Origin of the sequence: Streptomyces pacificus (assembly GCF_011766325.1) — a bacterium.
Classification (GTDB): domain Bacteria; phylum Actinomycetota; class Actinomycetes; order Streptomycetales; family Streptomycetaceae; genus Streptomyces; species Streptomyces pacificus.
Genome location: NZ_BLLG01000011.1, coordinates 13,466 through 27,467 on the forward strand (window position 1 = coordinate 13,466; position 14,002 = coordinate 27,467).

The window sequence follows — 14,002 nt, forward strand, 5'->3', positions numbered from 1 at the left end:
TAGCCGGGGAAGCCGCGCGGCCTGTCCACGCCCTCGGCAGGACGGCGGCGAGTTCGCCGCCGCTGCCCGGGTGCCCCGGCGTGATGGAGGCCGGTCTGCCGGTCGTGCTCAGATCAGGTGGGTGATGCAGAACGGGTGGCCTGCGGGGTCCAGCAGAACCCTCCACCGATCGGACTGGGGCTGCGCCGGGGGCTCGACAGCACCCAGGGCCAGCAGGTGAGCCTGCGCGGCATCCAGGTCGTCGACGCCCAGTTCGATGTGGGCCTGCTTCTCCTGGGAGGGGTCGGGCCAGGTGGGACGCCGGTAGTCGGTCAACCGGTTGAACCCCAGTCCGGCCGAGCCCTCCTGGCCGAGCATGACGAAGTCGTCGCTGGAGTAGACGACGGGCAGGCCGAGGACCTCGCCGTAGAAACGGGCCATTTCGGCGGGGTCCGGGCAGTCGAAGGTGACGGCCCCGTAGCGGATCGCGGGTGCGGACGTGTTTGCGTTGCTCATGAGGAAGACGCTACGACGGAATCAGGACAGTTCCCGTCCTCTTCATGCGGGACCTTCACGAGGTGATCGGCACATCCGCCCGCCTGCTGCGACTGGTCTCACTGCTGTCCTCACGCCCGCCCGTCGTGGACCTGCGGCGAGCCGGCCGACCACATGGCTGTGACCGAGCGCGCAGCACGGCGGGACATCGCCCGGATCCGGGAACTCGGCTCCCGACCCGGCTCTGCTCGTCTCCCACTCCCCCGCGACCGGCAGCTGCCCACGCTACGCGACGATGCCGCCCGTCAGCCAGGCTCGGCGACCGACCGACGAGGGCCCCGCAGTGCTGCCGACCGACGAGGGTCCCGCGGCGGCGTGCACCCGATCGTGCTCAGCGCCCGTCGCCGAGAGCCTGCCGGGCGGCACGGAGGCAGACGGCGACGGCCGGGTCATCGCGGGTGGTGCTCCGGGTGAGCGCCAGGAGGGTGCGCCGCATGCGGGGAGCGGTCCGCAGTCCGGTGACGCCCGGTTGCTCCTCGGCCATGCCGGCGGGAAGGAAGGCCACACCGGCATCGGCGGCGACGAGCGCGGCCAGGACGTGCAGCCCCTCGAACTCCCAGCGCCGCGAGGGCGTGGCGTCGACGGAGGCCAGGTGCCGGTCGCCGGCGGCCCGGGAGAGCTGTCCGACGGGAGCGCACAGCCAGGTCCGGTCGGCGACGATCTGCCGTAGCCGCGCGGCGGTGGCCGGGCCGGGATGTCCGGCGAGCGGGTGGCCGGCAGGGACCGCCAGGACGATGTCCTCACGGCGCAGGCGGTGCACGGCCAGACCGGTGCCGTCGGCGGGTGGGTGCGCGGACCAGTCATCGATGACGGCCAGGTCGTAGCGGCGGTCCAGGACGGCTGCGGCGGCGTTGGCCGAACCGGTCTCGTGTGCCACGACGGTCAGTTCGGGGTGGACGCGCTGCAGCTCGGCCAGCCGGGGAGCGAGCGCGGGGGCGAGAGCGGGGATGCAGCTGACGGCCACCCTGCCGCCGACGGTGCCCGCCCGGGCGCGCATCCGGCTCTCGGCGGACTCCACGGCGTCGAGGATGCGCGCGGCGTGCCCGGCCAGTTCGCGTCCCGCGTCGGTCAGGCTCGCCCGCCGGGCGGTGCGCTCGATCAGCGCGATGCCCGCCTCCCGCTCCAGGGTGGCCAGTTGCTGGGAGACCGCCGACGGCGAATACCCCAGGTCGGCGGCTGTGGCGGTGATGGTGCCCCGGGCGGCGAAGCGGGCCAGGATCTCCAGCCGCCGCAGATCGAGCATCAGATCTCCTTATCCAGTCCACCGCATTTTCGCGCTGTTGCCGATGCTACTCCCCGGGGCACGCTGGAGGGGCGCGGCGGAGCGCCGCGGCTCCACGGCACCGCTGTCCGGTGCCCGCACGGAACGGATACCCATGACGTCCCCTTCCGCCACGCTCGCCGTCGACGAGGCCGTTCAGGCCCTTCGAGAGGCCGGGCACGACGTGCTGCACCTGGGATTCGGCGAAGCCGGAGTGCCGGTCGCCCCGGGCCTGACCGAGCTGCTCGCCGACGCCCACCTGCGCAACGGATACGGCCCGGTCGCCGGTTCGCCGCAGGCCCGCGCCGCCGCGGCGGGCTGGTTCACCAGGCGCGGCCTGTCCACCGAACCGGGCCAGATCCTCTTCGCCCCCGGCAGCAAGCCCCTGCTGTTCGCCCTGCTGGCCGCGATCGGCGGTGACGTGGTGCTGCCCCGCCCGTCGTGGGTCTCCTACGCGGCCCAGGCCGCTCTGCTGGGCCGCCGCGTCGTCACCGTGCCCGTCCCCGCGGAGGCCGGCGGCATTCCCGACCCCGATCTGCTGGAGCAGGCCCTGCGGGGGGCCGTGGCGGAGGGGGCCCGGCCGGGTGCGCTGGTCCTCACCGTCGCGGACAACCCGACCGGCACCATCGCCCCCGCCGAACAGGTCGAGGCGGTCTGCGCGATCGCCGAACGCCACGGCCTCGCGGTCGTCAGCGACGAGATCTACGCCGAGCTGAGCCACCGCGGCACGGTCACCAGCCCGGTGCGGTACCTGGCCGAACGCACCGTCGTCACCACCGGGCTGAGCAAGTCCCTGGCCCTGGGCGGTTGGCGGATCGGCTTCGCCCGCACCCCTTCGGGCAGCTGGGGGCGGCGCCTGCAGCGGGAGCTGACCGGGGTCGCCAGCGAGATCTGGTCCAGCCTGGCCGCACCCATGCAGGCCGTCGCCGCCCACGCCCTGGACGACCCACCGGAGGTCACCGCACACATCGCCGCGGCCCGCCGGCTGCACGCCCGCATCGCCGCCGAGGTGCACACCAGGCTCCGCACGACCGGAGCACTCTGCCGCCCGCCCGGGGCCGGCTTCTACCTCTACCCCGACTTCGGCCCCAACCGTGCGGCGCTGCGCGCCCGGGGGATCACCACCGGCACCGAGCTGGCCACCGCGCTGCTCGAGCGGCACGGCATCGCCACCCTGCCCGGCAGCGCGTTCGGCGAAGCCGGCACCGCCCTGACCCTCAGGCTCGCCACCAGCCTCCTGTACGGCACCACCCCGCAGCAGCGCCACATGGCACTGACCTCGCCGGAACCACAGGACCTGCCCTGGATATCGTCCGCCCTCACCCGCCTCGGCACCGCACTGGGTGACCTCACCACCGACCGGCACGCCCGCCCCCAGAGCTGATCACTGCCGGTGGGCCCGCCGCACCGCCCCGCCCATCGACGGCCGCCTCCGGCGCACACGACCACCGGCCGCGCGGCCCCGTCGGAGAACCGGCCACGGCGAACGGCCGTGATGCCGATGAGGCATGCCCCGCTCCCCTCCCCCGGATCAGGCGGACGGCATGACGTGTCGGGCCCCCGAGATGCCCGACGGGGCGGTGAGGAGGGCCGCCCGAGTCCGGCCACCGGCGGGCCGTTCAGGCGCTTTCCAGCAGCCTCCCGCCCAGTTCGGCACCCTCCGGCAACTGCCGCCGGATCCGCTCCAGTGCCGCGTCGAAGTCGCCACCGGCCACCCCGGACCCGTACGCCGCCCCGCCGAAGAGCAGGGTGAGGTTGAGATCCACCCGGCCGGGCGTGCCCTCGGGCCCGGCTTCGCCCAGTGCCAGCAGACAGGCGAGGGTGGCCCGCTCCGCCGCTCCGCCCAGTGTGACGGGCAGCGGCATGTCCCATTCCAGTACGCAGCCGAAGAGGCGTTCACCCGACTCCACCGCGCTCAGGGCGGCGAAATGCGGCCCCGCGTACTCGACTCCCCTGATGCGGGTGCTCACTCTGTGCCCGCCCGAGGCGTTCGCCAGGGCGATCGCCTCCGCTCCGCGGCGGTCCCGGTACCAGCCGGTCCACACGTCCGTCGACTCCGTTGACATGGCGCGGACTGTAGCGGTCCGAGGGGCCGCGTTGCACAGCCGGTCGGCTCTCGAACGGTTCTCCGCCGCTCCGTTCAGGCGGCCGGCTCCTCGTCCGGCGTCTCGCCCGGCGTCTCGCCCAAGGCCGACAGAGAGGGCCGCGCTCCGGGGCTTCCCCCGCGGGGCGCCCGCTAAGGAGCGGGCGGGCGGCCCACACCCCCGCCGCCCGGCTTACTCGCAGCGGACCCGGCAGGCTGATGCCGGGTGTGCTCCACGGCCCCGCTCCCCCGCGCGCCGGGCTCACGCCACATGGGCCACATCTGCGGGCCGTCGGGGAGCCGGATGGCGCTGTCCGTGAACGCGAAGCCCATCCGCCGGTAGAGGTGGCAGCTGCGGGCGCTGCTCGCCTCCAGGTAGGCGGGCAGCCCCTCCCGGTCGCACCGCTCCAGGGCGGGCCCGAGCAGGGCCGTGCCGAGCCCCTCGCCCTGGCGGTCCGGGGAGACGCCGATCAGCAGCAGGTACTCGTGCGCCCTGCCCTGCGGATGGACCGCGCCGGTCAGCCGTCCGATGAGTTCGGCCCGTTCGTTGTCCGGGTCGGCGATCTCCCGCATCCGGGCGGGAATGTCGTCCTCCTCTTCGGGCGCCGCCGCGGGCACGGGCAGCCAGAGCGCCGCCGCGGTCCCGTCCTCGATCATGTCGACCCGGCCCTCGGCGAGCACGGTGTCGAGGAAGACCCCGAGGAAGACGCCGTGCACCCGGCGGCGGTGGGCCTCCTCGGGGAAGACCCAGCTGCTGACCGGGTCGTGCAGGAACGCCTCGTCGAGCAGCCGCACCACCCTCTCCCGGTCCCGCTCCGCCGCCTGCCGAATCCGTACGCCCATGCCCGGGCCGCCTCTCCGAGATCGTCAACTGGCGGCTGCGATCCTAGGTTTGCGATCCGGGCGGCGCACGGAGGGCCGCGCGGATCCGGCCCGTGGCTCAGCGGCTCCGGCGTGTACTCAGCGGCTCCGGCGTGTGACGAACTCCGCCAGCGCGAGCAGGTCACCCGCTGCGTCGAGGTCGGGCACGGCACGGGAGAGCTGTTGTACGGCCCGGCCCATCCGGTCCGCCGCCTGCAGCTGGGCCCAGTCACGTCCCCCGGCCCGCTCCACCGCGTCCGCGGCCCGGGCGACCGCTCCCGGGGTCATCGGCCCGGCGTACAGTTCGGCGAGTTCCGCACCCGCTTCGGTGCCCGAGCCCAGGGCCGCCACCACCGGCAGCGACTTCTTGTGCGCGGCCAGGTCGGCGCCCGCCGGCTTGCCCGTGCGGTCCGGATCGCCCCAGATGCCGATGAGGTCGTCGATCAGCTGGAAGGCCAGTCCCGCCTCCCGGCCGAACGCGTCCATCGCGGCGGTCTCCTCCTCGCCCGCCCCCGCGTACAGCGCGCCGAGGGCGCAGGCGGAGCCCAGCAGCGCCCCGGTCTTGGCCGTGGCCATGGCGATGCACTCGTCGAGGGAGACCTCCCCCGGCCCGCGCTGCTCGAAGGCGCAGTCCGCCTGCTGGCCGGCACAGAGTTCGATCACGCAGGCCGCCAGCCGCGCGGAGGCCGCCGCGGAGGCCGGATGCCGGTCCTCGGCGAGCAGCCGCAGCGCCAGGGCCAGCATGGCGTCACCCGCGACGATGGCGTCCGCGGTGCCGAACACCGTCCAGGCGGTGGGCCGGTGCCGGCGGGTGGCGTCCTCGTCGATGACGTCGTCGTGGAGCAGGGTGAAGTTGTGCGCGAGTTCCACGGCCGCGGCCGGGCGCAGCGCCTGCTGCGGGTCCCCGCCGAGCGCCCGGGCCGCGGCGAGCACCAGGGCCGGCCTGATGGCCTTGCCCGCCGGCCCGGCGGCGGGTGTGCCGTCGGCGTGCTCCCAGCCGAAGTGGTACTTCGCGACGCGGCGTATGGAGGCGGGAAGGGAGTCGACGGTGTCCCGCAGCCCGGGGTCGACGGCGCTGCGGGTGTGTTCCAGAAGCCGCGCCGCCTCGTGTGAGTCGGTGTCCGCGGCGTCGGCGGCGTCGGCGGCGTCGGCGGTGGTCGTGGTCACGGTCTCGTCCTCTGCTGACAGGGGCTGACAGGGGCTGACAGGGGCTGACAGGGGCTGACAGGGTGCTGCGGGAGGTGGGTCTCGGGTGGGGCGGCACGGGGGCGGGGGCGGGGGCTGATGCGCTGGGGTGGTGGAGGGGGGAACGGCAGGGGGTGCGGGCGGGGCGGGAGCGGCGCCGGGCCGCTCCCGCCGGGGGCGGCGCCGGGTGTCAGCGCCAGCGGCTCACCTCGACGTTCTCCAGCACGCCCAGGGCGTCGGGCACCAGGACCGCCGCCGAGTAGTAGGCCGTGACCAGGTAGGAGATGATGGCCTGCTCGTCGATGCCCATGAACCGGACGGAGAGGCTGGGCTCGATCTCGTCGGGGAGGCCGGCCTGGTGCAGACCGACCACGCCCTGGTCGTCCTCGCCCGTACGCATGCAGATGATCGACGTGGTCCGGTCCTTCGAGATCGGGATCTTGTTGCACGGGAAGATCGGCACCCCGCGCCAGGAGGGGATGCGGCTCCCCCCGATGTCCACGGTGTCCGGGTAGACGCCGCGCCTGCTGCACTCCCGGCCGAAGGCCGCGATGGCCCGCGGATGGGCCAGGAACATCCTGGAGCCGCGCCGCCTCGACAGCAGCTCGTCCATGTCGTCCGGGCCGGGCACGCCGTCGTGCGGCTGGAGCCGCTGTCCGTAGTCGCAGTTGGCCAGGAGGCCGAAGTCCTTGTTGTTGACGAGTTCGTCCTCCTGGCGCTCCCGCAGCGCCTCGACCGTCAGCCGCAACTGCTGCTCGGTCTGGTTCATCGGCTGGTTGTAGAGGTCGGCGACCCGGCTGTGCACCTTGAGCACGGTCTGCGCGACGCTCAGTTCGTACTCGCGGGGCGAGGCCTCGTAGTCGACGAACGTGTGCGGGACGACGGCTTCGCCGACATGGCCGGCCGAGAGGTCGATGGCGGCCTCCCCGTACTTGTTGGTCCGCTGCTGGGGGACCGACACCACGGAGCGGAGGTGGCCGGCGAGGGACTCGGCACGGTCCGCGAGGGTCAGCACGTCCTGCCGGGTGAGCTCGAGCGCGATGCACGCGGTGCCGGCCCGGGCGGTGAACTCCCATACGGCGCCGTCGTCGACCAGCGACCGCTCGCCGAAGTAGGAGCCGTCGGCGAGGACGCCGAGCACGGCCTCGTCACCGTAGGGCCCGGTGCCGATCTGCTCCACCCGGCCGTGCGCGAGGAGGAACACCCGGTCCGTCGCCTCGCCTTTCGCCGCGAGCACGTCACCCGGCGCGAACCGCACCTGCCGGCAGCGCTGGGCCAGCTCGCGCAGCACCGCCTCGTCGCCGAATCCCCGCAGGGGCGGCAGTTCGCCGAGTTCCCCCGGGATGACCTCGACCTGGCTGCCCGTCTGGACGAAGGTGACCCGGCCGTCGCCGACCGCGTAACTGAGCCGGCGGTTCAGCCGGTACGTACCGCCCTGCACCTGGACCCAGGGCAGCATCCGCAGCAGCCACCGGGAAGTGATCTCCTGCATCTGGGGGGCCGACTTGGTGGTGGTCGCGAGATTCCGCGCCGCCGCCGTACCCAGACTCTGCTGCGGCTGTGCCGCGTCCTGGGCGCCTTCGCGCGCCTCGTCACCGACCGGACCGACCGTACCAACCGACATGGGGCTCCTTCGCAATCATGAGTCGACCTGCGACGAAGAGCCTTTCAGCACGGTGCGTGCGTGCACCATTACACAAATGAGTGGGACTGAACGATGATGTGCGAGGCGCGGCGGGCGCGTTCCGCCCCCGATCGGCGCACTGGCCGGATCGGCTCGCACACCGTGCGGACGGACCGACTCGGCGGGGAGCGGCGGGTAAGAAGCCCGTACCCACACCGCACCCCCACCACATCCCGTGAAGGAGTCGGCCATGGCCCCACCCATGTCCGCGGACAGCTTCCTCGGCGCCCTGCTCGGCGAGGGGCTGACGATCGTCCAGGTCGGCGCCTGGCGCACCCACAACCGCAGCCACATCGGCCCCTGGGGCCCCGTGCACGGGGTGATGATCCATCACACCGCCACCTCGGGCACCGCGGGCAGCGTGCGCCTCTGCCGCGACGGCTACCAGGGCCTGCCGGGCCCGCTGTGCCACGGCGTCATCGCCAAGGACGGCACGGTCCACCTCGTCGGGTACGGCAGGGCCAACCACGCCGGGCCCGGCGACGACGACGTCCTGCGCGCCGTCATCGCCGAGACGGCGCTTCCCCCCGACGACGAGGCGAACACGGACGGGAACCCGCACTTCTACGGCTTCGAGTGCGTGAACCTCGGCGACGGGAAGGACCCCTGGCCCCAAGCCCAGTTGGAGGCGATCGAGCGAGCGGCCGCCGCCGTCTGCCGACGCCACGGGTGGGGCGCCCCTTCGGTCATCGGGCATCTGGAGTGGCAGCCGGGGAAGATCGACCCCCGGGGCTTCACCATGAGCTCCATGCGCGCCCGGATCGCCGAACGGCTCGCCTGACACCGCCCTCGCGAGCCGGCCCGGCCGGCCCGGTGAGTCCGCGGGCCGCGGCCGGCGGACTCACCGGGCCGGCACCCCCACCGATCGGGCGGGAGGCTGTCCGCGCGAGCAGGCCCCGGGGCCCGGACAGGAGCACCGCGTGATCATCGGCATGTGCCGGTCGTGTGCGGATGCCGCCGGATCTCCGCGCTCGCGTCCTTCGCCGCCGAGTGGTCGCCCCGGCCTCCGGCCTCCCCGCCGCTGGGCGTCCAGCGCCCTCGCCGGCGGGGAGGCGGCGGAATGTCCGCCCGGTTCGCCGAGCCGCCGAGCCGCCGAGCCGCCGAGGAGCTGCGGGGCCGGGGAGTGCCGCGGACGCCGTGACGGGGCGGCGAGAAGGCGAGGCGACAATGGGCGGGTGAGCCAGCCCGTAGACCTCGACCGCGCACTTCGGCCCCGGCTGCCCTCCCCCTTGCAGGAGGTGCGGGACGAGCGCTTCGCGCGGCACGGGCTGCGGCTGCTGCTCAAGCGGGACGACCTCATCCACCCCGAGCTGCCCGGCAACAAGTGGCGCAAGCTGGCGCCGAACCTGCGCGCGGCGGCCGGCCGGACCCTGCTCACCTTCGGCGGCGCGTACTCCCACCATCTGCGCGCCACGGCCGCCGCCGGGCGGCTGCTCGGCTTCCCCACGATCGGCGTCGTCCGGGGCGACGAGCTCGCCGAGAGGCCGCTCAACCCGTCGCTCGCCGCCTGCGCCGCCGACGGCATGCGGCTGCACTTCGTGGACCGTGCCACGTACCGCCGTGCGTCCGAGCCGGAGGTGCTCGCGGAGCTGCGGGTGCGCTGCGGGGCGCCGGCGGGGTGCCGGGTCGTCCCGGAGGGCGGCAGCAACGCCCTCGCGGCGCGGGGCTGTACGGAGCTGGGCCGCGAGCTGCGCGGCGCGGCCGATGTGGCCGCCGTGGCGTGCGGGACGGGAGGGACGCTCGCCGGGCTCGCCGCCGGACTCGGGGACGGGGCGAGGGCGCTGGGCGTACCCGTGCTCAGGGGGGGCTTCCTGGGCGAGCGGACGGCCGCCCTCCAGAGAGAGGCCTTCGGCGGCCCGGCCGGCGACTGGTCGCTGGACGAGCGGTTCCACTTCGGCGGGTACGCCCGCGTCCCACCGGCTCTCGAGGCGTTCGCGCGGGACTTCGAGGCGCGCCACGCACTGCCGGTCGAGCGGCTCTATGTCGCCAAAATGCTCTATGGACTCGTCGTCCTCGCCGGCGAGGGCGCCTTCCCGCCGGGAACGGCCGTGGCGGCGGTGGTCACCGGCGGGCCTCAGCCCGAGGGCTCGCGGTAGGCGGCCGCCTCCTCGAGATCCAGCCGCCGCAGCAGCGCCCGCATCATCTCGTCGTCGATCCGGCGTTCGTCGCGGAGCCGCACGAACACCGCACGCTCGGCCTGGATCACCTCGCGGGTGAGGCGGCGGTAGGTGCCGTCGGCGGACTCGCCCGTGACGGGGTTGACCGCCCCCAGCCGCTCCCAGGGTGAGTTCCTGCGGTGTTCGAGGACCGTGCGCAACCGGTCGAGGAGCGGATCCGGAAGTGCGTTGCCCGGGTCGGCGACGAGTTCCTCCAGCCGCCGTTCCGCCGCGCGGGACGCCTCGCTCTGCGCCTGTGCCTCGGCCAGGGTGACGCTCGTCGGATCGCGCTCAGGGAGCTTCAGGGCACGGATGAGCGCGGGCAGGGTGAGCCCCTGCACCACCAGGGTGCCGATGACCGTGGTGAAGGTGAGGAAGAGGATCAGGTTGCGCGCCGGGAAGGGCTCGCCGGCGGATGTGAGGACCGGGATGGAGAACGCGATCGCCAGGGAGACCACGCCCCGCATCCCGGCCCAGCCGACGATCACCGGGGCCCGCCAGTCCACGCCGGGCTCGCGCTCCCTGATGCGCCGTGACAGCACGCGCGGGACGAAGGTCGCGGGGAAGACCCACACGAAGCGGGACACGACCACGACGCCGAAGACGACGACGGCGTACCCGGCGACCTCCCGGGCCGAGAAGGAGCCGATCTGCCCCACCACGGGCGCCAGTTGCAGTCCGATCAGCGCGAAGACGGCCGACTCGAGGACGAAGGCGGCCATCCGCCAGACCGCCTCCTCCTGGAGCCGGGTGGCGAAGTCGACCTGCCAGGAGCGGTGCCCGAGGAAGAGGGCGACGACCACGACGGCCAGCACTCCGGAGGCGTGCACGTGCTCGGCGGCGGCGTAGGCGACGAAGGGGATCAGCAGGGACAGGGTGTTCTGCAGCAGGGGTTCCCGCAGACGGGTCCGCAGCCAGTGGATCGGCACCATCAGGACCAGGCCGACGCCGACACCCCCGGCCGCGGCGACGAGGAACATCGCGACGCCCTCGCCCCAGGTGATGCCCTCGCCGACGGCGGCCGCCAGGGCGACCCGGTAGGCGGTGATGGCGGTGGCGTCGTTCACCAGGGACTCGCCCTGGAGGATCGTGGTGACCCGGCCGGGCAGGCGGAGCCTGCGGGCGACCGCGGTGGCCGCCACCGCGTCGGGCGGGGCGACCACCGCGCCGAGCACGAGCGCGGCGGTCAGCGGGAGTCCGGGGATCACCAGGTGCGCCACCCACCCCACGACGAGGGTCGCGAAGAGCGTGTAGCCGACGGAGAGCAGCGCGATGGGGCGGACGTTGGCCCGCAGATCGAGGTATGAGCTGTCCAGCGCGGCCATGTGCAGCAGCGGAGGCAGGATCAGCGGCAGCACGATGTGCGGGTCCAGGGTGTATTCCGGGACTCCGGGCAGGTACGAGGCGACCAGACCGACCGCGACGAGGAGCAGCGGCGCCGGCACCGCCGTCCTGCGGGCGATCCCGGCGACCGCGGCGCTCGCCGCGACCAGCGCCACCACCGACAGCGCGTCCATCATCCGCCCTTCCCTCCGGCCCACGGCCGCCCGGCCGCCCGGCCGCCCACCGGCGTCGTAACCTGGCCATCATGAGCGAGTGCAAGCATGTTCTCGACCTGCCGCGCCCCGAACCCGAGCCCCTGAGCGACACCTGCCCCGCGTGCCGGGCCGAGGGGACGCACCCGGTGCAGCTGCGGCTCTGCCTCACGTGCGGGCACGTGGGGTGCTGCGACTCGTCACCGGGCCGGCACGCCTCCCACCACTTCGAGCAGGAGGGACATCCGGTGATGCGTACCCTGGAGCGCGGAGAGAAGTGGCGGTGGTGCTTCGCGGACGGTTCGATCGTCTGACGTCGGGGTACGTCAAAGCTCCGCCGACTTCTCGCAATTGAGGACCGCAGAACACTAGCCACTGTGCGTACCTGTGGGCTTACTATGAGTGACAGCTCCGGGTAGGGGTCCCGGCGACACGGCACCATGGATCGCGATAGCGTCGCCAGTCCAGGTTCGGGCTGCGCACCGACGCGCAGCACTCGGCTCCGGGACGCCCTCCCGGAGCCTCGATCGACCTTGTGCCACCTTGGAGGTGAGGGTGTCCGACATCGCAGGCGAGCCCGGGACCCAGGACTTCGTGGAAGTCCGGCTGCCCGCTGCGGGTGCCTACCTGTCCGTGCTGCGTACGGCCACGGCCGGCCTCGCGGCGCGCTTGGACTTCACCCTCGACGAGATCGAGGACCTGCGCATCGCGGTCGACGAGGCGTGCGCCATCCTGCTGCAGCAGGCCGTCCCCGGATCCGTTCTCAGCTGCGTCTTCCGGCTCGTCGACGACTCCCTGGAGGTCACGGTCTCGGCCCCCACGACCGACGGCCGCGCCCCGGAGCGCGACACCTTCGCCTGGACGGTGCTCTCGGCGCTGGCGGGCAAGGTCGACTCCTCCGTGGCCCCGGACCGCACGGTCTGCATCAGCCTGTACAAGCAGCGCGGCGCGGGACCCGGGCCGGCGTGAGGGACGGGGACGGTCCGGTGCGCGACGAGGAGCGGATGTCCGGAGCGGGGAACGGCGGACCCACGGCCCCGGCGGAGCCGGCGGGCGCGCCGGCGGGCATCCCGGAGCAGCAGGCCAGGCCGCACCCGGTGGACGAGCGCGACGGCCTCCCGGCCGCGGCGGAGCAGAAGCAGGCTGGGGGTACCTCCCGGGCGAGGCACTGGCAGAGGGCGGCCATGAGCGACCACGAGCACGACCTCAAGGAACACGGGCACCACGCTCCGAACGACCGGAGCGGGGCGAGATCGATGTTCATCGCGCTGCGCGGACTCCCGGAGGGCTCTCCCGAGCGCGCCGAACTCCGCAACCAGCTGGTGCGGATGCATCTGCCCCTGGTGGAGCACCTGGCCCGGCGCTTCCGCAACCGCGGCGAGCCGCTCGACGACCTCACCCAGGTCGCGACCATCGGGCTGATCAAGTCCGTGGACCGGTTCGACCCCGACCGGGGCGTCGAGTTCTCGACCTACGCGACACCGACGGTCGTCGGGGAGATCAAGCGCCACTTCCGCGACAAGGGCTGGGCGGTGCGGGTCCCCCGCCGGCTCCAGGAGCTGCGGCTCGCGCTGACCACGGCGACCGCGGAACTGTCCCAGCAGTACGGCCGCTCCCCCACGGTCCACGAACTCGCCGAGCGGCTGGGCATCTCCGAGGAGGAGGTGCTGGAGGGCCTGGAGTCCGCCAACGCGTACTCGACGCTCTCGCTGGACGTCCCCGACACCGACGACGAGTCCCCGGCTGTCGCCGACACCCTGGGCGCCGAGGACGAGGCGCTGGAGGGCGTCGAGTACCGCGAGTCGCTGAAACCGCTGCTGGAGGATCTGCCGCCCCGGGAGAAGCGGATTCTCCTTCTCCGCTTCTTCGGCAATATGACGCAGTCGCAGATCGCCCAGGAGGTCGGCATCTCCCAGATGCACGTCTCCCGTCTCCTGGCGCGCACGCTCGCTCAACTGCGCGAGAAGCTCCTGGTCGAGGAGTGACCCCCGAGGCGTGACTCTCCGGGACGCCCCCCGAGGGGTGTGCCCGGCGGCCCAAACGGTCCGCACCGCGCCCTCCCGGGCCGTCGGGAACCGCCGGTGGCGATGCGGCACACGGCCGCCGGCCCACCCGCGGAACACACACTGACCACCTGCCCGGACCACGCGCCGGGCCGCCCGAACCGCGCGCACGGCCACGCGCGGGCGCACGGCCGCCGGAGGCTACGCGCGGCCGCGGATGCCCAGCGCCTGCGTCGTCCGCGGGTCGAGCAGCAGCACCAGCGCGGTGACGGCCGCGACGGCCAGCAGGACACCCGCCGGGATCAGCGCGCCCGACGCGCGGAGCAGGGTCCAGGCCACCGGAAGGGCCATGATCTGGGTGATGATCGCGGGGCCGCGGCTCCAGCCTCGCCGCAGCAGCAGCCCGCGTGCCGCGAGCAGCGGGATGAGGCCCAGCGCGATCAGCGTCACCCCGCCCGTCTCGGCCCCCGACGTGCTCTCCGGGCTACCGGTGAGGCCCGAGACCAGCATGGAGAGGCCGCCGGCGAACAGCGCCAGGGCCTGGAACCCGCACACGGCGGCCGCCACGGCCAGTCTGCCGGGCCGCCGCCGCACGGGGGCGCCGGGGACGGTCTCAGGGGTCTGCTCCGCGCTGCTCACCCCTGCAGGGTAGCCCCGCGCCCGGCCCGGCCCGCAGGGCGTACCGCGCCGGGGGCGCGCT

At 74.0% G+C, this 14,002-nt stretch carries 13 protein-coding genes and 1 pseudogene; 6 read left to right on the forward strand and 8 right to left on the reverse strand.

Going from position 1 to position 14,002, the window contains the following annotated elements:
* Positions 1–108 precede the first annotated feature (108 nt).
* Together SCWH03_RS18435 and SCWH03_RS18440 are read right to left on the reverse strand one after the other, a co-directional pair.
* A complete protein-coding gene (locus SCWH03_RS18435; protein WP_173265371.1) occupies positions 109–495 on the reverse strand; it encodes a VOC family protein in 387 nt (128 codons plus the stop codon).
* Between the two features lie 370 nt (positions 496–865).
* The gene (locus SCWH03_RS18440) at positions 866–1,777 is read right to left on the reverse strand and encodes a LysR family transcriptional regulator (RefSeq protein WP_173265372.1); all 912 of its coding nucleotides are present in this window, start codon (positions 1,775–1,777) and stop codon (positions 866–868) included.
* Positions 1,778–1,910: 133 nt separating this feature from the next.
* Here SCWH03_RS18440 and SCWH03_RS18445 point away from each other — a divergent pair, with 133 nt between their 5' ends.
* On the forward strand, positions 1,911–3,179 hold the full coding sequence (locus SCWH03_RS18445; protein WP_173265373.1) for a pyridoxal phosphate-dependent aminotransferase: 1,269 nt from the start codon (positions 1,911–1,913) through the stop codon (positions 3,177–3,179).
* Between the two features lie 235 nt (positions 3,180–3,414).
* On the opposite strand, the gene SCWH03_RS18450 is transcribed toward SCWH03_RS18445, so the two are convergent.
* From SCWH03_RS18450 to SCWH03_RS18465, 4 genes and pseudogenes are all read right to left on the reverse strand, one after another.
* Positions 3,415–3,861 (reverse strand): DUF6304 family protein, encoded by a 447-nt coding sequence (locus SCWH03_RS18450; protein WP_254076842.1) that lies wholly within the window; start codon positions 3,859–3,861, stop codon positions 3,415–3,417.
* A 269-nt stretch (positions 3,862–4,130) separates the two neighbouring features.
* Positions 4,131–4,721 (reverse strand): annotated as a pseudogene (locus SCWH03_RS18455) (GNAT family N-acetyltransferase); the annotation flags it as partial.
* A gap of 117 nt (positions 4,722–4,838) precedes the next feature.
* Positions 4,839–5,906, reverse strand: coding sequence for a family 2 encapsulin nanocompartment cargo protein polyprenyl transferase (locus SCWH03_RS18460; protein ID WP_254076844.1), 1,068 nt, complete (start codon positions 5,904–5,906; stop codon positions 4,839–4,841).
* A gap of 208 nt (positions 5,907–6,114) precedes the next feature.
* Positions 6,115–7,548 (reverse strand): family 2B encapsulin nanocompartment shell protein, encoded by a 1,434-nt coding sequence (locus SCWH03_RS18465; RefSeq protein WP_254076845.1) that lies wholly within the window; start codon positions 7,546–7,548, stop codon positions 6,115–6,117.
* A gap of 250 nt (positions 7,549–7,798) precedes the next feature.
* Here SCWH03_RS18465 and SCWH03_RS18470 point away from each other — a divergent pair, with 250 nt between their 5' ends.
* Both SCWH03_RS18470 and SCWH03_RS18475 read left to right on the forward strand, forming a co-directional pair.
* Positions 7,799–8,389 carry a peptidoglycan recognition protein family protein gene (locus tag SCWH03_RS18470; protein ID WP_173265374.1) on the forward strand — a complete coding sequence of 197 codons (591 nt, stop codon included), beginning with the start codon at positions 7,799–7,801 and terminating at the stop codon, positions 8,387–8,389.
* A 394-nt stretch (positions 8,390–8,783) separates the two neighbouring features.
* Positions 8,784–9,704: a 1-aminocyclopropane-1-carboxylate deaminase/D-cysteine desulfhydrase gene (locus SCWH03_RS18475; protein ID WP_173265375.1), complete on the forward strand. Its 921-nt coding sequence runs from the start codon at positions 8,784–8,786 to the stop codon at positions 9,702–9,704.
* On the opposite strand, the gene SCWH03_RS18480 is transcribed toward SCWH03_RS18475, so the two are convergent.
* On the reverse strand, positions 9,683–11,281 hold the full coding sequence (locus SCWH03_RS18480; RefSeq protein WP_173265499.1) for a Na+/H+ antiporter: 1,599 nt from the start codon (positions 11,279–11,281) through the stop codon (positions 9,683–9,685). The genes SCWH03_RS18475 and SCWH03_RS18480 overlap by 22 nt on opposite strands.
* Before the next feature lie 71 nt (positions 11,282–11,352).
* On the opposite strand from SCWH03_RS18480, the gene SCWH03_RS18485 reads away from it, so the two are divergent.
* The 3 genes from SCWH03_RS18485 (at position 11,353) to SCWH03_RS18495 (ending at position 13,284) form a co-directional block, all read left to right on the forward strand.
* Positions 11,353–11,613 (forward strand): UBP-type zinc finger domain-containing protein, encoded by a 261-nt coding sequence (locus SCWH03_RS18485; RefSeq protein ID WP_173265376.1) that lies wholly within the window; start codon positions 11,353–11,355, stop codon positions 11,611–11,613.
* A gap of 241 nt (positions 11,614–11,854) precedes the next feature.
* Positions 11,855–12,268, forward strand: coding sequence for an ATP-binding protein (locus SCWH03_RS18490; protein WP_173265377.1), 414 nt, complete (start codon positions 11,855–11,857; stop codon positions 12,266–12,268).
* A gap of 35 nt (positions 12,269–12,303) precedes the next feature.
* On the forward strand, positions 12,304–13,284 hold the full coding sequence (locus SCWH03_RS18495) for an RNA polymerase sigma factor SigF (protein WP_173265500.1): 981 nt from the start codon (positions 12,304–12,306) through the stop codon (positions 13,282–13,284).
* A 219-nt stretch (positions 13,285–13,503) separates the two neighbouring features.
* Here the strand turns inward: SCWH03_RS18495 and SCWH03_RS18500 are convergent, their stop codons facing one another.
* Positions 13,504–13,941 carry a hypothetical protein gene (locus tag SCWH03_RS18500; RefSeq protein WP_173265378.1) on the reverse strand — a complete coding sequence of 146 codons (438 nt, stop codon included), beginning with the start codon at positions 13,939–13,941 and terminating at the stop codon, positions 13,504–13,506.
* Positions 13,942–14,002 lie beyond the last annotated feature (61 nt).

Excerpts from the sequence above, each read along its gene's own strand:
- SCWH03_RS18440 (WP_173265372.1), bottom strand. The coding sequence starts at position 1,777 with ATGCTCGATCTGCGGCGGCTGGAGATCCTGGCCCGCTTCGCCGCCCGG.
- SCWH03_RS18495 (WP_173265500.1), top strand. The coding sequence starts at position 12,304 with ATGTCCGGAGCGGGGAACGGCGGACCCACGGCCCCGGCGGAGCCGGCG.
- SCWH03_RS18480 (WP_173265499.1), bottom strand. The coding sequence starts at position 11,281 with ATGGACGCGCTGTCGGTGGTGGCGCTGGTCGCGGCGAGCGCCGCGGTC.
- SCWH03_RS18470 (WP_173265374.1), top strand. The coding sequence starts at position 7,799 with ATGGCCCCACCCATGTCCGCGGACAGCTTCCTCGGCGCCCTGCTCGGC.
- SCWH03_RS18465 (WP_254076845.1), bottom strand. The coding sequence starts at position 7,548 with ATGTCGGTTGGTACGGTCGGTCCGGTCGGTGACGAGGCGCGCGAAGGC.
- SCWH03_RS18485 (WP_173265376.1), top strand. The coding sequence starts at position 11,353 with ATGAGCGAGTGCAAGCATGTTCTCGACCTGCCGCGCCCCGAACCCGAG.
- SCWH03_RS18435 (WP_173265371.1), bottom strand. The coding sequence starts at position 495 with ATGAGCAACGCAAACACGTCCGCACCCGCGATCCGCTACGGGGCCGTC.
- SCWH03_RS18445 (WP_173265373.1), top strand. The coding sequence starts at position 1,911 with ATGACGTCCCCTTCCGCCACGCTCGCCGTCGACGAGGCCGTTCAGGCC.
- SCWH03_RS18450 (WP_254076842.1), bottom strand. The coding sequence starts at position 3,861 with ATGTCAACGGAGTCGACGGACGTGTGGACCGGCTGGTACCGGGACCGC.